Origin of the sequence: Tunturiibacter gelidiferens, assembly GCF_014201335.1 — a bacterium.
In the GTDB taxonomy this organism is placed as follows: domain Bacteria; phylum Acidobacteriota; class Terriglobia; order Terriglobales; family Acidobacteriaceae; genus Edaphobacter; species Edaphobacter lichenicola_E.
The window spans coordinates 231,299-251,612 of the sequence record NZ_JACHEB010000011.1 but is presented as its reverse complement, the minus strand read 5'-3'; the positions used below and the strand labels follow the sequence as shown (position 1 = coordinate 251,612).

The window sequence follows — 20,314 nt, the reverse complement described above, 5'->3', positions numbered from 1 at the left end:
GGTTCATGGATCCGAGTGAAGTAGTTTCGCGGCGGCGTTTTCTGCGCCAGAGTTTCGCGTTCAGTGCGTTGGCTGGACTGGGTGCCTTGCCGTCGCTTGCGAGTTCGAAGCAGATAAGTTCAGCGAACGGCGCGTCGCGGTTGCTGATGGTGGGCGATTGGGGATATGAGAACTTTGAGGCGCAGAGCCGTGTCGCGAAGGCGATGCAGGTTTATGCACGCAGGCAGGGATTTACGACCGAAGCGCTGCTGATGCTGGGGGACAACTGGTATGGGCCGCTGCCGGGCGGTGTGAAAGATGTGCGTTGGCAGACGCAGTTTGAAGAGATGTATCCGAAGAGGGTGTTTGATTGTCCGGCGTATGCGATTGCGGGGAACCATGATTATCAGCGGATGCCGCAGAGTAAGGTTGCGGCGGAGTTGGAGTATGCGAGAGCGGGTGGGACGCGTTGGACGATGCCTTCGCTCTGGTACAGCTTTGAGTTTCCGGTGAAGAAGCCTTTGATGACGGTGATTGCCCTGGATAGCAATATGCCGCGTCCTGAAGGGCCACAGGCAGCTGGGGTGAACTTTACGCTTACTCCGGAGCAGCAGGCTGAGCAGTTGGCTTGGCTTGCGGCAGAGTTGGAGAAGCCTCGGAAGACTCCGTTTCTTATTGTGATGGGGCATCATCCGATCTTTTCGAATGGGCCGCATGGGGATCACAAGGTGCTGGTTCGGGATTGGGAGCCGCTGTTACGGAAACATAAGGTGCATCTGTATCTGGCGGGGCATGACCATGATATGCAGCACCTGGAGTTTGATGGGCATCCGACTTCGTTTGTTTTGTCGGGTGGCGGTGGGGCGGATCTTTATCCGCTGTTGATCGATGAAGCTCAGCGTGGGCCTTATGCTGCGCGAGTTTACGGGTTCAGTGATCTGGAGGTTACGGCAGAGACGCTGACTTTGCGACATCTCGATGAGAAGGGGCAGTTGCTTCATTCATTTACGAAGAAGGCAGATGGAACGGTTACTGGCATCGCGTAAGTAGATGGCACTGAGGTCTTACTATGTCTCTCAAGGTTGAGTGCTGCTGGTTAGTGCTTTTCGTCTTATGCGGATCGGCACCCGGTCAACAGGCAAACCAGCCTTCGCAAATCGACTCATCGCTCACCAGCAAGATCGATGCTGTGATCAAGATCGTGGATGCGCTTCATCCTGGAATGACGCGTGCCGACGTTCTGAAAAACTTCGAGACTGAGGGGGGAATCTCAGCCCGCGCCTGGAATCACTATGTCTACAAGCGCTGCCCTTACATCAAGATCGATGTCACGTTTGTGGTGGCTCCCACTGCCGATCAAGCGGAAGAGTCTGCGACAGACACGATTGCGACGGTGTCCAAACCTTATCTTCAATTCTCCATCAGGGATTAGATGGGAGGGACCGGTTTGGTTGCCAGGTTGCCGCCGGTCATTTGGTTGGGTTGGTCGAGGTTGAGGAGCGACAGGATGGTGGGGGAGATGTCGCGCAGGCTGCCGCCTTCGCGGAGGGTTGGTTTGTTACCTTCTTCGGTGACGTAGAGAAAGGGTACGGGGTTGGTGGTGTGGGCGGTGTGGGGGCCTCCGGTGGCGGGGTCGATGAGCATCTCGGCGTTACCGTGGTCGGCGGTGACGAGAAGCGAGCCGCCGCGTTGTTTGATCTCGCGGTAGATGCGACCTAGTTGCGTGTCGACGGTTTCAACGGCGCGGATGGTGGGTTCCATCATGCCGGAGTGGCCGACCATGTCGGCGTTGGCGAAGTTGACGATGATGACGTCGAAGGCGGTGTCGCTGATGGCTTTGATGACGGCGTCTGCGATGCCTGCGGCGGACATCTCGGGCGCGAGGTCGTAGGTGGCTACTTTTTGTGAGTCGATGAGTGCTCGATCTTCTCCGGCGAACGGTTTTTCGATGCCTCCGTTGAAGAAGTACGTGACGTGGGCGTACTTTTCGGTTTCTGCCACGCGGAGGTTGCGGAGGTTGGCCTGGGCCATGAGGTTGGCGAGGAGGTTGTCCATCGATTCGGCAGGGATGACGATGGGGAGCTTGAAGTTTTTGTCATACTGAGTCATGCAGACGTAGTGGAGGTCGGCGGGGATGGTGCTGAAGGGTATCTCTGCTTCGAGCTCTGCCGCTTTGGGGAGCGCAAGGCCCTGGCTGCCGATGGGGTCTGCGGTGAGGCCGGACGTGCGTGTGAGGACGCGGGTGATCTGGCGGGCGCGATCGGCGCGGTAGTTGAAGTTGATGACCACGTCGTGGTCGCGGATGAGGCCGACGGGGGTGCCATCGGTGGGATTGATGCAGGTGAAGGGCGGGATGAACTCGTCGGTGATGCCGTTGTTGTAGAGTTCCCGAACTCTGACGAGGGGGCTTTCATAGCGACCGCCTTCGGGATTGCCAGTGACCATTGCATCGAAGGCTTGCTTTTCTTTTTCCCAGCGGCAGTCACGGTCCATGGCGTAGTAGCGGCCGCTGACGCTGGACAAGAGACCGACGTTATATTCGTGAAATTTGCGTTGGAGTTCCTGAAGATAGTCCGCACCGCTGGTGGGCATGGTGTCGCGGCCGTCCATGAAGGCGTGGACGAAGACGCGGGTGAGTTTGTGTTCGGCGGCCATGCGGAGGAGGGCGTAGAGGTGGCGCTGGTGGGAGTGGACGCCGCCGTCGGAGAGGAGACCGATGAGGTGGAGCGCTCTTCCCTTCTGGGCTGCGAGTTCGTAGGCTTTTGTGAGCGTGGGATCGGCGTAGAGGGAGCCGTCGAGGATGGCGGTGTCGATGCGGGTCATGTCCATGTGGACGATGCGGCCGGCACCGAGGTTGAGGTGGCCGACTTCGCTGTTGCCCATCTGCCCGTCGGGGAGGCCGACGAAGTGTTCGCTGGCGCGGAGGAGGGTATTGGGGTAGTCGCGGAGGAGAGAGTCGTAGGTGGGCTTGCGGGCCTGGGCAATGGCGTTGCCGTGGGTCTCGGCGCGGTAACCCCATCCGTCGAGGATGGTGAGGACGACTGGTGCTTTGGGCATGATGGCTCGGTTTCTCTCCGTCTTGTTCTGATGGCCAGAATATCAACATTGGTGAAGGTGCGTGGGCGGGAGCGGAGCGGCTTTCTCCACTGGCACCATCGCTTCACTCATGATCTGGTTGAAGTGATCTGATTTCGTTGATTTCTACGCAAAGTAGTTAGGGGAATAGTTTGTTGACTTCCCTTTTCCGCGATGGTCGAGATTGGTTCGGAACGACGTGGCCCGTTAACTTGTAGACGACATTCGCTCGGCCAGTCGGTAACGGGCGGGGTTACAATCGCGGAAAGATTAGTTGGTTGGAGCATGCCATTATGTCGTCTGAAGTGGGGTCCCCTGCGGTCGGTCGAACTCCTCGTCGTATGGAGTTGGAACAGTTGGAGGGTCTTGATCTGCATGCTCAGTATGATTCGGCGCGGACGGGCGGAGATTTCTTTGATGCGATCAACCTTGGTTCGCATGTGATCTTTCTGCTGGCCGATATTGCGGGGACCAAAGAGGAGACGCAGTCGATTGCCGCCGAGGTTCAGGATACGTTTCGTCGCCGAGGCACGGAGCTCCTGGGGATGGAGGGCACCAATGTGATGGAGGCGACTGCGCACCTGGTCCAGGCAATCAACCATGAGTTGCTCAGGGCTGCGCATGGAGTCCGCTTCGCACCAACATTTATTGGTTGCTACGATCTCTCGCTGGGGATTCTTGCTTATGTGAACGCTGGTGGCATGACGGCTGTGTTTCATGACTCGGAGGGTGCGCGGGTTCTGCCCAGCGCTTCGGTGCCGCTGGGTTTGTTTACGCACCTGACGCATGAGCCTGTGATGCAGGTGTTTGAGCCGGGGGCGAAGCTGCTTATGGTGACCAAGGGTGTGATGGAGACTCGGCATGGACGAACTCACTTCGGTGTGGAGCGGCTGATTCCGCTGCTGGAGCAGACGGCGCCGGGCTTTGCGACAGAGTCGGCTATGGAGCTCTGCCGGGCTACGCTGAAGGCTGCGGACGAGTTCAGACAGATTCCCTGGTATAGCCTGCAGAATCTTCCTTTTGGGAAAAGTGCGGAAGACGAAGATCTGACCGCGCTTGCTATGGTGCGGCGTCGCGTGGTTTGACTCTCCGGCAGCAGCATGGAGGATGGGAAGGATCTCAGCCTCGGCTTGATCTTCGGTGGGAGGAGCGGCTGCCCGGAGTGGTTCTGACACGTTGAGCGAGTCTTCTTCCGTGATTCCGAGTTGGCCGAGCCGATCGAAGAGCTCGGCGACTGGGCTGCGGCGGGAGGCCTCCTGTCCGACCTCGGAGCGTGGAGCTAGTGTGCCCAGGGATGGGTCGAGAATGATCTCTTCGACGGATTCGGTTGTGGCTGCGCGGGATGGGGCGGGATCGCGGGGCAGGTTGAGGCTTGCGATCTGGAGGCCGTAGAGGAGGAGACCGGCGCGACGTGGGTCGATATCGTTGGAGGCGATGCGCTGGAGGACTTGTCCGATGGAGGATTGGATGGCGGAACGGTCCTCCGGCAGGGGCAGGTCGAAGGCGGAGCGGCGGCGGCAGCGGCGGCGACGTGCTCCGGTGGTGGGTTTGCGGGTGGTGTGATGGTAGTAGCAGAGCTCTTCGCCGCGCAGGCATGGGCTGCCGCAGCGGTGGCCGTCGGTGAAGATGTGGCGGCATTGATAGCGTTTCGGTTTATCGATGACCGGGTTGATGATTGCTTGCATGAGGCCCCTCCCCACGGGGGTACTTTTTGCGCAAAGTCTTCAAAAGAAGCGGCATGAGCCCGGACTTCTGGATTCGAGCTTTGCGTGTGAGTTAAAAGAAAAAGTCCGGCTTGGTGGCCGGACTTCAGAATGGCTTGCTATGGGTTCAGTATAGAACCTGTGTCAATAGTATCGATTCGTAAGATACTAATTTTTATTGTCTTGCGCGATGTTTCTAAAAGTAGTGCGGGAGGTTTGAATGATCCTCTCGGAGCAGCGAGGGAAGCACTTCGGTGGCGGTGCCGAGGAGGATCTCATCGAAGGCTTCGCGGTTGAGAGGCTCTTCGGGCCCCACGTAGACGGTGTGGATGCGGCGCTGGTTGGCGATATGGACGAAGCCAGCGGCGGGATAGACGGAGCCTGAGGTGCCTACGACGAGGAGAACAGTGGCGCGGTCGAGTTTGCGGTAGATGGTGTCCATGTCGAGGGGGATCTCGCCGAACCAGACGATGTGTGGGCGGACTGGAGCTCGGCAGCGATCGCAGAGGGGGAGAGTGGCTGCGGTTTCGTAGAGGGCCTTGTCGGGGAAGGGCTGGTTGCAACGGGTGCAGCGGGATTGGAAGAGGCTGCCGTGCATGTGGTGGATGCGTGCGGAGCCGGCGCGCTCGTGGAGGTCGTCGACGTTTTGGGTGCAGAGGTAGAAGCGGTCCCCTAGCTGCTCTTCGATTTTGGCCAGGGCCAAGTGGGCTGCGTTGGGGTCGGCAGAGACTGCGTTACGGCGGCGTTGCGAGTAGAAGTGCCAGACGAGCTCGGGGTCGGCGGCCCAGGCTTCTGGTGTGGCGACCTGCTCGACGCGGTAGCCATTCCAAAGGCCGCCGGAGCCCCGGAAGGTGGCGAGGCCGCTTTCGGCGGAGATGCCGGCCCCGGTTAGGACGAAGAGATGGTCTTGGGGGGTGAGGTGCATGGTGGTTGGATGCGGGTCTTCCTGCTTGTGTCCTGCCGGACGGGCATGCTGCGCGCGGGGCGGTCACTTCGTGACTTGTATACCTTGCCTCGCGTTCCTCGGCTTTATCTTTCTTACCTTCACTTATCTTGGGTCGGAGGGTTCGCTGGGGACTCCGTCTGCGTTCCAGGCTATGACGCGATAGTGAACGCCGCCGAGGGCGCCGTGTGGGTCAACCCAGGGGTCGTCGGTGTCGGTGGCGCAGCGGTCGCAGATTGGTTTCCATTCTTTTGAACCTGCGTCGTTGCGCTCGACGGAGTAGCGGACGGCGCCAGCGGAGCCGCGCCATGCGATGAGGCCGACGATGACCGTCGATGTGATAACGGGGCGTGGAGGGATGTTGTGCTTGGGTACTGCTGTGCCGGACATCGTGTAGGCATGGGCGCGGAGGAGCTGGGCGCGGGCGGCCATATCTTCTGCAGTGTTGACGAGGGTTTTGACGCCGGGATAGTAGAGCGCCCACCATTGGCCGGATTCGCCGTGCTCGGCGAAGACGGGGTTGTTGCTGTCGGCGGGGATGGGCTGGAAGCCGAAGTTGTCGAAGTGGGCTTGAAGGGCCCAGAAGCCGTCGCCGGAGACGTTGGGGTCAGTCGAGAGGGTGATGAGCACGTTTTCGAAGTCGGCGGGGGTCTTCCAGTCGGTGCGGTCCCAGCCGAATTCGTTCACGATGAATACTTTTCCGTGGCTGGTGACGGTCGCGGCGTCGTGGGTGAAGGTTGCGGCGGTGGTTGGGGGCTGGTTTGGGCCGAGAAGAATGTCCCAGTGCGGATAGAACTCGAAGGTGGCGAGGTCGGTGGCCTTGTTGTCGAGGACTGGCGGGTAGACGCGATAGATGCCGGAGGTGTCGAGATAGAGATGGTGCGGGTCTTGTTGCTTGATGTGGGTGCCGATGGTTTCGACCCAGGCGGAGACCTGGCCGAGCGCGGTGGCGTCGCCGCCGGATAGCATGGTGAGAATGCCGCACATGTTGCAGTTCTCCCACGCCATGATGGTCGGGTCGTCTTTGTAGCGGAGTCCGGTGATGGGGTTGAGGTGACTGAGGACAGCGTCGATGTGTTTTTCGTAGGCGGCGATGAGGGCGGGGTCGGTGAAGAAGTCTTGCGGGTTGGGTTTGCGATGCCAAGCGAGGTACTGGCCGATGCCGCCGCCGGCGCAGGTGGCACAGTCGCCGACGAGAGGGATGATGAGTTTCATGCCGCGCTTGTGGGCGGCGGCGATGGCGTAGTCGGAGGATGCGAAGGCGGATTCGTTGAAGTTGCCTTCGGTGGGCTCGATGCAGAGGGGGCAGCCTACGGTGTCGCCCATGGTTTGGGCTCGGACTACTTTTGCGCCCATCTCGGCGGCGGTGTCGAAGGCATCGTCGATCTCGAAATGGCTGGGGAGACGGGGGCCCATGGGGTCGTGCGGGCCGTAGCCTTCGAGGCCTAGCCACTCGACGTTGGGGCCGGAGTAGCGGAAGGGCGCACTATTCAGAGTGAGTTTGGTGCCGGTGCGCTGGACGAAGGCGTCGGTTTGGGCTGGGAGGTGTGGGGCTAGAAGGATGATTGCGAAGATCGCAAAAATCATGTTGCGCGTGCGGGGCCTTGGCATGCGTTTCTCCGTACCTACGAAGCTGGGTTTTCTGTCGCTGGCCATTATGAATGGGTATTCAGTGATTTGCAAACTGGAGGCGATGCGGTTGCGTTTGTAGATTTCGCTACGCGTGGGGGGAGAATTGCGAGATTAGATTGGAAGGTGAGGATTGACGATGAATGGAGAGCTACCAGAGGTCGTCACGCTGATGGCGGAGTCTGCTTCGCGTGGTGGATATGACAATCATCCGATCGCTAAGATTAATGACCATGTCGTTCGAATTTCGACGATGGTAGAGCCTTACCATTGGCACTTTCATCCGAACTCGGATGAGACGTTTCTGGTGGTTGAGGGGCGGCTGTGTATTGAGTTTGAGGGCGGATCGCGGGAGCTGGAGCCGAGACAGCTGCTGACGGTTCCACGCGGGGTGCGTCATCGGACGCGGCCGGTTGGCGAGAGGTCGGTGAATCTGACGTTTGAGTTGGCGGGGGCTGAGACTGTTTCGGTGTGACACGAAGCCGCTCGCGATGGGACTGTGAGCGGCTCCAGTCTGGATTGACGTGTATTTTTCTATTCGCCGAAGTTGACCGATTCGATGCCGAGGAATTCGGCGGATTGCCCTAGCTCTTCTTCGATGCGGAGGAGTTGGTTGTACTTGGCGATGCGGTCGGTGCGGGATGCAGAGCCGGTTTTGATCTGGCCTGCTCCTGTGCCTACCGCGAGGTCGGCGATGAAGGTGTCTTCGGTTTCACCGCTGCGGTGGGAGATGATGCTGGTGTAGCCGAAGCGACGGGCTAGCTCGATGGCTTCGAGGGTCTCGGAGACGGTGCCGATCTGGTTGACCTTGATGAGGATCGAGTTGGCTACCTTCTGCTCGATTCCCTGCTGGAGGCGCTGGGTGTTGGTGACGAAGAGGTCGTCGCCTACTAGCTGCACCTTGTCGCCGAGGACCTTGGTGAGGTGAGCCCAGCCATCCCAGTCGTCTTCGGCGAGGCCGTCTTCGATGGAGATGATGGGATATTTGTTGACCCAGTTCTCCCAGAAGGCGGTCATCTCTTGGGAGGAGAGCTCGCGCTTGTCGGATTTCTTGAAGACGTATTTGCCGGTTTCTTTGTTGTAGAACTCGCTGGAGGCGGGGTCGAGCGCGATGGAGATGTCTTCGCCTGGGGTATAGCCGGCGAGTTGGATGGCTTCGAGGATGAGGTCGAGGGCTTCGTCGTTGGATTTGAGTGAGGGAGCGAAGCCGCCTTCGTCACCTACGGCGGTGTTGTAGCCCTTCTTTTTGAGGACGCCCTTGAGCGTGTGGAAGACTTCGGTGCCCCAGCGGAGGGCGTCGGAAAAGGTTTCCGCGCCGACGGGCATGACCATGAACTCCTGGAAGTCGACGTTGGAGTCGGCGTGGGAGCCGCCGTTGAGAATGTTCATCATGGGTGTGGGGAGGAGGCAGGCGTTGACTCCGCCGAGGTAGCGGTAGAGGGGGAGCTTGAGGGCTTCGGCAGAGGCGCGGGCTACGGCCATGGAGACGGCGAGGATGGCGTTGGCCCCGAGCTTGGATTTGTTCTCGGTGCCGTCGATGGAGATCATGGTGGCGTCGATGAGGCGCTGGTTGCTGGCGTCCATGCCGGTCAGCTCTGGTCCTAGGATGGTCTCGACGTTTTCTACGGCCTGGAGGACGCCTTTGCCGAGGTAGTGGTCTTTGTCTCCGTCGCGAAGTTCTACGGCTTCGTGCTCGCCGGTGGAGGCTCCGCTGGGAACGGCGGCGCGGCCTTTGGCTCCGCTGTCGAGGATGACGTCGGCCTCGACGGTGGGGTTACCGCGGGAGTCCAGGATTTCGCGTGCGTGGATAGAGACGATCTCGGTCATATTGCTCCTGTTGGTAGAGGTTGCGGAATGTTGGGAGACGACGCGGTGGTTCAGCCGTTCGTTCAACTTTGGACGACGGTCAACGGGGAGGGTGCTGCCACCGGCGAGAGTGATGGACTGCACCAGCTTTGCGTCGGATGGACTCACCTGAAGGATTTTAGCAAAGGAAACGCAGGGCAGGCCGCAACGTCTGATGAATCAACGACGCGCATGGAGGCGTTGAAGGGCTTATTAGCAGGGTCGATTCCCTGCCCGCGAATTTCTTGCACGGGGCTGAAGGGCGGTTCTAGTCTTTGGAGTGATAGAAGTTCTGGAAGATCCGGTGCTCGAGTATTGAGCGCTGGTTTACGAAAATCTGTTTTGAGGATATCGCCATGAAGATGCACATCACTACCGCTGCTCTCGTTCTTGCTGCTGCTCCCGCTTTTTCACAGAATGCGATGACCGGAGTCTCTAACCCTGATCCGGTGGCGATTACGAGTAGTGATGATACAGCGACGCAGGGAGTGACGGCGAAGCCAAGCGCAGCTTTGCCAGCGACCGCGCCTACGTCGCCTGCTGTGGAGTATGGACCGTATGTTCCTTACAAGGGTGCGACGGTTGCGGCGACGAGCATGATGCCGGCTGAACCTGCGGCGGATGATCCGGATGCGATGATTGTGACGAGTGTCCCGGAGCTTCAAGGGACCTTGCGCGAGGGGACCCTGCTGAAGGTAAAGATTGGCGAGACGTTGACTACAGATAAGACGGTTGCGGGGAGCAGATTTTCTGCGACAGTGTCGGAAGCAATCGAGAGGAATGGGCGAGTCATCATTCCCGTGGGTTCTACTCTTGAGGGGCGAGTGACGGAGGTTCGTGGCGGACGTCGTATTTCCGGAGTTGCGTTGCTGCATCTGGAGACGAGCGACGTGACGCTGCCGGATGGGACGCACTACATCGTGCATGCGCAGTTGATCGATACAGGCAAGAGCGAGTTCAACGTGGACCGCGAAGGAACGTTGAAGCGGAAGGATCACGTGAAGGAGACGCTGGCGATTGTAGGTGGTGTGACTGGTGCTGGCGCGGCTACGGGTGCTTTGATCGGCGGTGGCGTCGGGGCCGTGGTTGGTGCCGGGATTGGCGCTGGGGTTTCCACTGTTATTTGGTTGAAGCAGGATCGTCAGGCTACGCTGCCGAAGGATGAGTTGCTGGTGTTTAGTTTGACGACGCCTATGATTTTGACTCCACTGAGTGGTACGCCGGTGAGCAGCTTGAATACGAGTGCTTTGGGTGGGGTTGGCGCGGCGCAGTAGTTGATTGGTTGTGTTCGAAGGCCGGGAGATGATCCCGGCCTTTTTGTTTGTGCCATCGGGGTGAAATGCAGGTCCTTCGACTGCGCCCCATTCGACTCGCCTCCGGCTCGCTCAGGGGCTTCGCTCAGGATGCCACTTCTGGGGTGGGTGGAAGAGAGTAAGACAGAAAGGTTTTCGCAGGCTGATGGCAGAACGGATTTATTACGCGTATATCGTCGCCAGTCGCAGTTTGAATTTTTATGTAGGAATGACAGGCGATCTACCGGTTCGAATGATTCAGCATCGCGAAGGTAGATTCGAAGGACATTCCAAGCGGTTCAACTGCGACCGCCTCGTGTGGTTTGAGCGTTTTGTTTTTGTCAAAGATGCTATCGCACGCGAAAAGCAGATCAAAGGATGGACGCGTGCAAAGAAGATCACGCTTATTAAACGTGAGAACCCGACGTGGATTGATCTGAGCGAAGATTGGGGGAAGACGGTCGAGTTTGGACGGGAGCTGTAGAGGAGGAACAAATGCAGGTCCTTCGACTACGCGCTTTGCGCTTCGCTCAGGATGACACTTCTAGGGTGGTGTAAGAAGAACACCCTTGGGTGAGTAGGAAAAATACTTCTTGGGTGAATAAGAAGAACAAGACGGAAAGTTATCCGACGTTAGTTGCTGACCTGGGCCAGGAGGCGCTTCCAGTTTTTCTGGTTGCGGCGGTAGCTTTTTTTGAGGTCTTCGAGAATGCGCTCGAAGTCGGCGTGGCCTTTTAGTTTGCGCCAGGCGGGGTTGATGCTGAACCACGGGTAGTTTTCGTTGCCGAGATAGATGGCGCGGCGAAGCCAGTGGAGAGCTTCGGACTCGTCGCCTTCGAGGGCGAAGTATGTGGCTAGGCGGTAGGCCATCTCGCTGTCGGCTTCGGCGGCGGAGAGAGTTTCGTCGACGATGAAGGTGGCTGCTTTTTCGCGATCGCCGAGTTGAACGTAGCAGAGAGCGATGGTCGGGAAGACGATGCGGAGGGAGGACTCGTCGCGGATCACGTTTTCGAGAGTCTCGATGGCCTTGGGAAGGTCGCCCGTTCGCATCTGTTGGTAGCCGAGAGAGATTCTGAGGAGTGGTTGTCGGGGTTCCAGAGTCAGTCCCTTTTCGATTTCGTCAGAGGCCAGCTCCATTTGATTTTGGTACTGGTAGACGCGGGCGCGGTGGTTGTAGATCATCGCCGCGTTCGAGGGATTCATGCGGAGAGATGCGTTGAACTGCTCGAGGGCTTCGTCGTACATGCCGTCGATGCGGAGAGTTTGACCGGCGACTAAGCGGACGTTCCAGTCATTGCCTGCGGTTTGGAGGAGGTTCTCGATGCCGTGACGGGCTGACTCTTTTTCTCCGCGGGAGAGGAGCATGTAGACGCGGTAGAGATTGGCTTCGACGGAGCCGGGGTCGAGCTGGAGGGCTTTGTCGAAGGCGCGGCGGGCTTCGAGGACGTGCATCTGTCCGCCGAGTCCGTGGCGGGCGTATTGGAGATGCGTGATGCCGAGGCCGGACCATCCGGGAGCGTATTTTTCATCCTGCTTGACGACGTCGGTGAAGAGCTCGCAGGCGCGGTTGAGATCGTCGCGGCTACCGGTGCGGGTCATGAAGGAGGAGAGGACGGCGCGAGCCTGGAGGTACTGCTCGGATAGCGCCTGATTGAGGGAGCGTGCGGGAGGTGTTCCGCGGTTGCTTTCCTGAGGGGCGAGATCGCCGAAGCCCTGGAGGGTGCTGAAGACTTCGTTGCAGATCTCGGATTGGACGGAGACAAGATCGAAGGAGGCTACGTTGATCGAGCCGCCGGCGCGGACGCTTTGGTTGGGGACGTCGAGGAGCTGCCAGTTGAGGTCGAAGCCTTTGTCGGAGCGGAGGAAGTTGCCGGCGAGGACGAAGTTGACGAGGAGTTTTTTGCCGATGCTGAGGGGGTCGAGCTGCTGGGTGGGGATGTTCATGAAGGAGCTCGACGGGCGGACGACGAGGGTGGACATGCGGGTGAGGCGGGTGGCGATGGCGTCGGCGAGGGCGTAGCCGTAGAGGGGGGCGACGTCGGCGGCGCCGAAGTTGACGAAGGGGAGGACGACGATGCTGTTCTGATTGGTGGTGGAGGAGGAGCCGGACTCGCGGAAGCGCTCGGCGAGCATGGAGAGGATGCCGGTGGTGCGCTTTTCTTCGTCAGGGGCGTCGAGGGGGAGACGAGTTTGGTGGCCGGGCCGGATGTTGTCGCCGGGGAGCAGGACGGAGTCGAGCTGCATGGCGCGCATGATGGTCTTGAGTGCGTCGCGGACTTCGGCTGCGGAGCCGAAGCGGGCGGAGGGCTGCTTTTCGAGGCAGCGGAGGATGACGGACTCGAGTTCGATGGGGAGGTCGGGGTTGATCTCGCGGATGGATGGCGGGTCGGCGAACTGGATGGCGCGGATGGATTGGAACTCGGCGGCGTCGGGGCGGTGGAAGGGATGGCGGCCGGTGGCGAGCTCGTAGAGGATGAGGCCGAGAGCGAAGATGTCGGACTGGACGCTGGATTGGCCGGTGACGAATTGCTCGGGAGCCATGTAGGCGATGGTGCCGCCACGGGCGGTGTACGTGGCTCCTGCGGCGGGCATGCGTTTGTTGACGGGGCCGCCGGGGTCGAACTCGGTTTGGTCGGGGCGGAGGCGGCGGGCTAGGCCGAAGTCGAGAATTTTAATGAGACCGCCGTCGGTGAGCATGACGTTGGCGGGCTTGAGGTCGCGGTGGAAGATGCCGAGTGAGTGGGCGGCGGAGAGGCCGTCGGAGGTCTGGATGCCGGCGGAGAGGACGAGTTCGAGGCTGGCGGGGCCTTCGGCAATAACCTTGTCGAGTGATTTGCCGGGGATGTACTGCATGACGATGTAGGCTTCTTCGCCGTTGCCGTTCTCTTCGGGGGCTTCGCCGACGTCGTAGATGGCGCAGACGTTGGGGTGGTCGATGGCGGAGGCGAGACGGGCTTCGCGGAGTTGGGTGGCGCGCATCTGCTCGATGGTGAGGTTGCCGCGCTTGAGGAGTTTGAGAACGACGGGGCGCTGGAGGAGGGTGTCGGTGGCGAGGAAGACGACGCCGCTGCCGCCCGTGCCGATCTTGCGGACAAACTCGTACTGCTTGATTTCGCGGCGCTTCATGGTTCCATTATCGCAAGAGAGTGTTTCGGGATGCGCAAGAGGAAGATGAAACCTGAGCTAAGGTTTTCAAACGACTGCGGGTGCGGTGTGAACTGGTTTGCCACTGGTGATTGATTCGGCCATGGCTGCGCCGACGCGAACGCTTTCGGCGATGCCGCGGTCTTCGGGATAGTAGAAGCAGGTGTCGGCGATCTGGAGGCCTGCGATGGGAGTTTGGACGGGCGGGATCTTGGCGAGGAAGCCGGGCTCGCAGATGGGCTGGCCGTGGCGGAGACGAGCGACTTTGGTGGCGACGATGTCCCGCGTTGTGAGTTTGGGATTGATACGCTGGAGGCACGCGAAGGCTTCGGCGATGAGTTCTTCGTCTGACGCAGAGAACTTGGGGTTGGTTACTGGCATGTAGAACGGCACGTAGAGGATGGTGTGGTCGCCGGCTTTGCGAAGGTTCGAAAACTCGATGACGCCGGGGATGTCGATGTCGGGCTCGGAGACGTTGACCCAGAAGTGCGAGGTGACGGAGCGAGTGAGCTTGAAGATGACGCAGATGACGCCGATGTTGTGGATGGCGTTGTAGCGATCTTTCCATTCCTGGGGGAGCTCAGGAACCATAGCGGAGACGAGTGGGGTTGGCGTGGTGCAGATGACGGCATCGGCGGAGTAGTGGCCGTTGGTGGTCTGGACGCCGGTGACGCGGCCTTGCTCGACAGTGATCTGCTGGACTGGGTTGCTAAGATGAACTCTTCCGCCAAGGGACTGAATGGCTGCGACGAGGGAGTTGATCAGCGTAATGGAACCACCTTCGATGTATCCGAGCTCTTCCTTGTTGATGCTCTTGCGGGAGCGGCCTACGCGACGGATACGCGTCCAGATCCATGCTGCGGAGATATTGTCAGCGTATTCGTAAAATTTGTGTGCGAAGAGCGGCTTCCAGAAGCGGTCGTAGTTGGCGGCTCCGGACCATCGAATGATCCAGCTCTTTGCGGATTCGTTTTCGATGGCAGGCCAGCGATTGCGACGGGTGCAGACGAAGGCGAAGAGCCCGTAGCGGAGCTTGTCGATGAGGCTCACACCGGGTAGTCGCAGAAGGGCGAGGGGGTCTCCCCACTGGTGAAGCGTATTGCCGGAGAAGAAGCCCATGGTGGTCAGCTGCCACACTAACTTGTCACCGATGCCAAGTTCTTTCATCAGGGCGAAGGTGGGGAGATCGTTGTGACAGACGAAGTGATAGAAGCGTTCGATGGAGATTCCGTCGAAGTCGAAGTGGCCTGCCATGCCGCCGGGTTCGGGTGATGCTTCGATGAGATCTACTTGATGGCCCAGTTTTACGGCTCGATAGGCGGCGGCCAGGCCCATGGCACCGGCTCCAATAACAACAACTCGCGACATCCAAAGGTCTCCGTAAAATTGGTAACGATAAAGAGAAACAAGGTGACAGTGGGAAGGTCAGGTAGTTTCCATGATACTAACAGCCGGAAGGTCAACGGGATGGCGGTTGCTCGTTGGTTGTCAGTGCCGGGGGCGGTTGCCTTGCTCCCAGGGTCGTGGGTTGACGGGGTCGTCCTGCCACTTTTGGCGGCGGCCGACGATATACATGACGGCTCCGAAGAGGAACATGAGCAGACCCCAGGTGAAGTTGAGGTTGATGCCCATCGATTTCTCGTAGATGTCTGCGGTGTGGCGGGTGATGAAGCCGTAGATGCTCATGAGGCCGCCGATGAGGAGGAAGATCAAGCCTAGGGGGATACGGATGTCGAGTCCCATGGTGCTCCTTATGGTTTTACGTTTGCTAAATGCAAAAGCAGTTCGCCTGCGGGGATGACAACAAGAAAGGCAAATACAACTGCAACAGCAAGTGTTAAGCGAAGACGAGGTTGAGAACGATGAGCATGGCGAGGACGACGAGGCCGAGGGTGGCGGGTTTCTGGTACCAGCTCAGATGGTTTTCGATGGGCCTGGGGGTGAGGGAGTAGACGAGGCCTACGAGCTCGGCCTCGGGGCGTGGGGTAGTGGCGAGCGAGACTGCCATCGTGACCAGAAGATTGACGGTGAAGGCGAAGATGGCGGTCCAGAAGTTCTGTGCCATATCGCTGGGGTAGTGGTGGACGATTGCGATCCAGCCACCGTGGATGCCGGGGGTCGCGTCAGCGGGGAGGGTGAGGCCGTGGTGGAGTAGGGCTGCGCCGGTGCCTGCGATCAATCCTGTAAATGCGCCGTGGCCTGTCGTCCGCTTCCAGAACATGCCTAACAGGAAGGTGGCGAAGAGGGGCGCGTTAACGATGGAGAAGACGAGCTGGAGCGCGTCCATGATGTTGTTGAAGTTGGTGACGAGGTAGGCTGCGGCGACAGAGAGCGCGACACCGCCGATGGTGGCCATGCGGCCCATCCAGAGGTAGTGGGCGTCGGTGCCGCGCTTGTTGATGTAGGCCTGGTAGATGTCGTAGGTCCAGACGGTGTTGAAGGCTGTGACGTTGCCGGCCATGCCGGACATGAAGCTGGCGAGGAGGGCGGTAAGGCCGAGGCCGAGGATCCCGGTTGGGAAGAAGTGGAGGAGCATGACGGGGATGGCGAGGTCGTAGTTATAGACGGGGTTGCCGCGGCTGTCCAGGACAGGCTGGCCAGTGACTGGGTTGGTCTTTTCGGGGATGATGCCGTGGGGATGCTGCTCGTCGAGTGGCAGGGGGGCCGTGCTGGGAGCTGCTGCATTGAAATGCAGGTCCTTCGGCTCCGCGCGTTGCGCTCCGCTCAGGATGACACTTTCGTTTTGTACGGCCGGTGTTCCCTGGCCTGCTCCGGCCATGTGGCTGGTGACCGTGACGGCGATGAGGCCGGGGAGGATGACCAGGAAAGGGAAGAACATCTTTGGGATGGCGGCGATGAGGGGGACGCGGCGGGCGGAGACCTCGGAGTCGGCGGCCATCGCGCGCTGGATGACGAGGAAGTCTGTGCACCAGTAGCCGAAGGAGAGGACGAAGCCGAGGCCCATGGCGAGACCGACCCACTCGACGCCGAGGGTGTTGGTGGAGGCGTGGGCCATGCCCCGCCAGGAGTGGGTCATGGTGGCGGGGAGGGTGCGCTTGATTCCCTGCCAGCCACCTACGTTGCGGAGGCCGATCCAGACCAGGGGAGCGAAGCCGGCGACGATGAGGAAGAACTGGAGGACTTCGTTGTAAATGGCGCTGGTGAGTCCTCCGAGGAAGATATAGCCGAGGACGATGATTGCCGATAAGAAGACTGAGACGTGGAAGATGTAGGCGTCGGGGATGACGCCGTGGAGGAGGCCGAGGGTCTGGATGAGCAGCGCCATCGCGTACATGGAGATGCCGGAGGAGAGCACGGTCATGATGGCGAAGGTGAAGGCGTTGACGGCGCGGGTCTTCTCGTCGAAGCGCATGCGGAGGTATTCGGGTACTGAGCGGGCTTTGGAGCCGTAGTAGAAGGGCATCATGAAGATGCCGACGAAGACCATGGCTGGGATGGCGCCTATCCAGTAGAAGTGGCTGGTGATGATGCCGTACTTGGCGCCTGAGGCGCCCATGCCGATGACCTCCTGGGCTCCGAGATTGGCGGAGATGAAGGCGAGACCGCAGACCCAGGCCGGGATGGAGCGGCCGGCGAGGAAGAAGTCATTCGAGGTGCGCATGTATCGCTTAAGGGCGAAGCCGATGCCCAGAACGAAGACGAAATAGACCAGCATGATGAGCCAGTCAATGATGGAAAGATTCACGGTAACCCTTGAAGTTCGAAGCGTTTTTAGTGCGGTTAATTATTTTGTGCTAGGGCCAACTGTAAATTGTTTGGGCCCTGTCTTCCAAATCCTGTAGGGAGGGATGGCCACAAAGGTTGTAGAAGTTATGGCGTAGTAAAGGGAGAAAATGTCCTATTATTGGCTAATTATTTCCAGAAGGTGGAGATGAAGTGCCAACGTTTTACCGAGATTTTGCATCCGAATGTGGAATTGGTCAGATCACCCGAGATTTTGCCTGACTAAGTTGTAGAAAGAGGCTCGATTTGGATTTGTTGATGAATTCTCCCCTGGAACAAGCGATCTCACGCATGCCAGCTACCATTCTTCTTATTGACGATAATGCTGTGCAGGCGGCCACCCGGCAGACGATTTTGAAGCGGGCTGGCTATTTTGTGATTGCAGCGCTGAATCCGACGCGGGCTTTGGATCAGATCGGGGCTGGGGAGTTCCCTGCAGAGATCGGGTTGGTGATTACCGACCACGTGATGCCAGGGATGAACGGGGCCGATTTTGTGAAGGCCTTGCGCAAGACCAATCCCACGATCCCGGTGCTTGTGATCAGCGGGCTGGAGGAGGCCGAAGAAGAGTATGTCGGCTTGAACGTGACGTTTCGGATGAAACCGCTGATGCCGGACCACTTGTTGGCGACGGTTCATGGGCTGATTCGGGACGGGAGCCACGACTCGGGGCAGCTGACGGCCCAGTAGAGCGTGTCCGGTAAACGACGGTTTATTGCTGATACGGTCTGCCCTTGAGAGAATAGGGCAGGGGAATTCATGCGACTGCATCCGATGCCGGAGTTTGGAAGTTTTACGCTGTTGCTGGCTCTGGCGCTGAGCGCCTACACACTGGTGATGGGCGGGGTTGCACTGTGGCGGACGCGGGGAATGGCGGCGGGCGTCGATGGCGGCGCGGGGCGGCTGGGTGAGACGGCGCGAAGGGCGGGGATTTCAAGTTTTGTGGCTTTGAGCTGTGCGGCGTTTGCGCTGGTGTGGGCGTCATTTACGAATGACTATTCGGTTTCGTACATTCTGCACCATACCAATCGAGATCTGAATACGGCTTATAAGTTCTCTGCCTTGTGGTCGGGGCAGGAGGGCTCGCTGCTGTTGTGGGCGTGGCTGCTAAGTGCGTATGGGTTTGTGTTGCGGATGCGGCACAAGGTGGATGTGCGGCTGTCGGCGTTTGCTTCGACGATTCTGGCAGGGATCCAGGTCTTCTTTTTGCTGCTGCTGAACTTTGCGGCTCCTCCGTTTGCGATTCAGCCGGGGCCAGTGGCGACGGATGGGTTTGGATTGAATCCGCTGCTGCAGTATCCGGAGATGGTGATTCATCCTCCGATGCTTTATTTAGGCTACGTCGGGTTCTCGGTGCCGTTTGCGTTTGCGCTGGGTGCGCTGATGATGCGGTATCCGGGGGAGAAGTGGATTCACATCACGCGACGCTGGACGATGGTGACGTGGTTGTTTTTGACGTGCGGGATTTTTCTGGGCGCGCACTGGGCTTATAGCGTGCTGGGGTGGGGTGGGTACTGGGGTTGGGATCCGGTGGAGAACGCGAGCCTGATGCCGTGGCTGACGGGGACGGCGTTTCTGCACTCGGTGATGATGCAGGAGAAGCGCGGGATGATGAAGAGCTGGAATGTGTGGCTCATCTTCTCGACGTTCATGTTGACGATTCTGGGGACGCTGCTGACGCGGTCAGGGATTGTGAGCTCGGTGCATGCGTTTGCGCAGAGTTCGATTGGTGATTGGTTTTATGGCTTCATTCTGATTGTGTTTGCGGTTTGCCTGTTTACGTTCTTCAAGCAGCGGGATCATTTGAAGAGCGAGAACCGGCTGGAGTCGCTGGTGAGCCGCGAATCGAGTTTTCTGTTCAACAATCTGATCTTGCTGGCGGCTTGCTTTACGGTGCTTTGGGGAACGCTGTTTCCTGTGTTGAGCGAGTATGTGCAGGGCACGAAGGTCACGATGGGGGCGCCCTTTTATAACCGCGTGAACCTGCCGATTGGATTGTTTCTGCTGTTTCTGACCGGGATTGGGCCGCTGCTGGCGTGGCGTTCGACTTCCCTGCGGTCGATTCGAAGGAACTTTATTTTGCCTTCGATTGCGATGAGCGTGGCACTGGTGGTGTGTCTCGCTGTGGGGGTGAGGCCTTGGGAGGCTGGCGACGATTGGCAGGCTACGCTCTTTTCGTTGGTGACGTTTACGCTGGCGGCTGGTGTGATTACGGCGATTGCGGCTGAGTTTCTTCGCGGAGCGAACGTGGTGGCGACGCAGACGGGGAAGAATCTCGTCGCTTCGACTGTGTTGCTGGTGCGAAGGAATACGCGACGGTATGGCGGGTATATCGTTCACTTCGGCATCGTGGTGATGTTTATCGGAATTGCCGGTGGCGCGTTTAATCAGTCGCACGAGCAGGAGATGGGCTTTGGCGATACGTTGAAGCTGGGACCGTATCGGTTGGTATGCAAGAGCTACACGCAGGACAGCAATAAGAACTACGACACGGAGTATGCCCTGCTCGATGTGTTCCGTGGGAGCAAGCAGATTACGCAGCTTGCTCCGGAGCGGCGGTTTTATCAGGCGAGCCAGACGTCTTCGACGATGGTGGCGCTGCACTCTACGCTGGCCAGCGATCTGTATGTGATCTATGAGGGAAAGAATCCCGATACGGATCGGCCGATCATCAAGGTGTTTTTGAATCCGCTGATGAACTGGATCTGGATTGGAGTTTTGATCGTGGTGGGGGGGACGTTCCTGGCGCTGGTGCCGAATCTTGCTCGGACGGCTGCTCGCGTGACCGCGGAGGCGCCGGTGATTGAGGCTGAGGTCCATCATGTTTGAGGGCTTCGTTGAGGGGTTCGTTGCAAGGTTGTCCTGCCGGACGGGCTCACTGCGCGTGAGGCGGGCACTTCGTGCCTTGTGTACCCCTTCGGTTTCAGCTCCCGTTGGTCGCTTTCGACGCTTTGCTGGTG

The 20,314-nt window shown here is 59.2% G+C and carries 17 protein-coding genes; 9 read left to right on the top strand and 8 right to left on the bottom strand.

The features are described 5' to 3' along the window. Positions 1 to 5: 5 nt before the first annotated feature. Together HDF14_RS20860 and HDF14_RS20855 are read left to right on the top strand one after the other, a co-directional pair. On the top strand, positions 6 to 1,025 hold the full coding sequence (locus HDF14_RS20860) for a metallophosphoesterase (RefSeq protein ID WP_183980543.1): 1,020 nt from the start codon (positions 6 to 8) through the stop codon (positions 1,023 to 1,025). 23 nt (positions 1,026 to 1,048) lie between these two features. Further along, a complete protein-coding gene (locus HDF14_RS20855) occupies positions 1,049 to 1,411 on the top strand; it encodes a hypothetical protein (RefSeq protein WP_183980541.1) in 363 nt (120 codons plus the stop codon). Here HDF14_RS20855 and gpmI read toward each other — a convergent pair. Beyond that, positions 1,408 to 3,036 (bottom strand): 2,3-bisphosphoglycerate-independent phosphoglycerate mutase, encoded by a 1,629-nt coding sequence (gpmI, locus tag HDF14_RS20850; RefSeq protein WP_183980539.1) that lies wholly within the window; start codon positions 3,034 to 3,036, stop codon positions 1,408 to 1,410. The genes HDF14_RS20855 and gpmI overlap by 4 nt on opposite strands. A 311-nt stretch (positions 3,037 to 3,347) precedes the next feature. On the opposite strand from gpmI, the gene HDF14_RS20845 reads away from it, so the two are divergent. Both HDF14_RS20845 and HDF14_RS20840 read left to right on the top strand, forming a co-directional pair. Next, entirely contained in the window at positions 3,348 to 4,139 is a 792-nt protein-coding gene (locus tag HDF14_RS20845; RefSeq protein ID WP_183980537.1) for a PP2C family protein-serine/threonine phosphatase, read from the top strand. Positions 4,140 to 4,502: 363 nt separating this feature from the next. Further along, complete coding sequence (locus tag HDF14_RS20840) at positions 4,503 to 4,796, top strand: hypothetical protein (protein ID WP_183980535.1); 294 nt, start codon at positions 4,503 to 4,505, stop codon at positions 4,794 to 4,796. Between the two features lie 157 nt (positions 4,797 to 4,953). Here HDF14_RS20840 and HDF14_RS20835 read toward each other — a convergent pair whose 3' ends face one another. Next, the gene (locus tag HDF14_RS20835) at positions 4,954 to 5,682 is read right to left on the bottom strand and encodes an SIR2 family NAD-dependent protein deacylase (protein WP_183980533.1); all 729 of its coding nucleotides are present in this window, start codon (positions 5,680 to 5,682) and stop codon (positions 4,954 to 4,956) included. A gap of 123 nt (positions 5,683 to 5,805) precedes the next feature. Next, positions 5,806 to 7,311: a cellulase family glycosylhydrolase gene (locus HDF14_RS20830; RefSeq protein ID WP_183980531.1), complete on the bottom strand. Its 1,506-nt coding sequence runs from the start codon at positions 7,309 to 7,311 to the stop codon at positions 5,806 to 5,808. Between the two features lie 157 nt (positions 7,312 to 7,468). On the opposite strand from HDF14_RS20830, the gene HDF14_RS20825 reads away from it, so the two are divergent. Continuing rightward, complete coding sequence (locus HDF14_RS20825) at positions 7,469 to 7,804, top strand: cupin domain-containing protein (RefSeq protein ID WP_183980529.1); 336 nt, start codon at positions 7,469 to 7,471, stop codon at positions 7,802 to 7,804. A gap of 59 nt (positions 7,805 to 7,863) precedes the next feature. On the opposite strand, the gene eno is transcribed toward HDF14_RS20825, so the two are convergent. Beyond that, entirely contained in the window at positions 7,864 to 9,156 is a 1,293-nt protein-coding gene (gene eno, locus HDF14_RS20820; protein ID WP_183980588.1) for a phosphopyruvate hydratase, read from the bottom strand. A gap of 374 nt (positions 9,157 to 9,530) precedes the next feature. Between eno and HDF14_RS20815 the strand changes: the two genes are divergently transcribed. Then, complete coding sequence (locus tag HDF14_RS20815) at positions 9,531 to 10,448, top strand: hypothetical protein (RefSeq protein WP_183980527.1); 918 nt, start codon at positions 9,531 to 9,533, stop codon at positions 10,446 to 10,448. Positions 10,449 to 10,632: 184 nt separating this feature from the next. Next, positions 10,633 to 10,950, top strand: coding sequence for a GIY-YIG nuclease family protein (locus HDF14_RS20810; protein ID WP_183980526.1), 318 nt, complete (start codon positions 10,633 to 10,635; stop codon positions 10,948 to 10,950). A 149-nt stretch (positions 10,951 to 11,099) separates the two neighbouring features. Here HDF14_RS20810 and HDF14_RS20805 read toward each other — a convergent pair whose 3' ends face one another. The 4 genes from HDF14_RS20805 to HDF14_RS20790 form a co-directional block, all read right to left on the bottom strand. Then, the gene (locus tag HDF14_RS20805; protein ID WP_183980524.1) at positions 11,100 to 13,592 is read right to left on the bottom strand and encodes a serine/threonine-protein kinase; all 2,493 of its coding nucleotides are present in this window, start codon (positions 13,590 to 13,592) and stop codon (positions 11,100 to 11,102) included. A 66-nt stretch (positions 13,593 to 13,658) separates the two neighbouring features. Further along, entirely contained in the window at positions 13,659 to 14,978 is a 1,320-nt protein-coding gene (locus HDF14_RS20800; RefSeq protein WP_183980522.1) for an NAD(P)/FAD-dependent oxidoreductase, read from the bottom strand. 120 nt (positions 14,979 to 15,098) lie between these two features. Next, positions 15,099 to 15,353: a hypothetical protein gene (locus tag HDF14_RS20795; protein WP_183980520.1), complete on the bottom strand. Its 255-nt coding sequence runs from the start codon at positions 15,351 to 15,353 to the stop codon at positions 15,099 to 15,101. A 94-nt stretch (positions 15,354 to 15,447) separates the two neighbouring features. Then, positions 15,448 to 17,316 (bottom strand): sodium:solute symporter family protein, encoded by a 1,869-nt coding sequence (locus tag HDF14_RS20790; RefSeq protein WP_183980518.1) that lies wholly within the window; start codon positions 17,314 to 17,316, stop codon positions 15,448 to 15,450. Between the two features lie 296 nt (positions 17,317 to 17,612). On the opposite strand from HDF14_RS20790, the gene HDF14_RS20785 reads away from it, so the two are divergent. Both HDF14_RS20785 and HDF14_RS20780 read left to right on the top strand, forming a co-directional pair. After that, positions 17,613 to 18,044, top strand: coding sequence for a response regulator (locus tag HDF14_RS20785; RefSeq protein ID WP_260698456.1), 432 nt, complete (start codon positions 17,613 to 17,615; stop codon positions 18,042 to 18,044). 69 nt (positions 18,045 to 18,113) lie between these two features. Then, positions 18,114 to 20,183 carry a heme lyase CcmF/NrfE family subunit gene (locus tag HDF14_RS20780; RefSeq protein WP_260698455.1) on the top strand — a complete coding sequence of 690 codons (2,070 nt, stop codon included), beginning with the start codon at positions 18,114 to 18,116 and terminating at the stop codon, positions 20,181 to 20,183. The last annotated feature ends 131 nt before the right edge of the window (positions 20,184 to 20,314 follow it).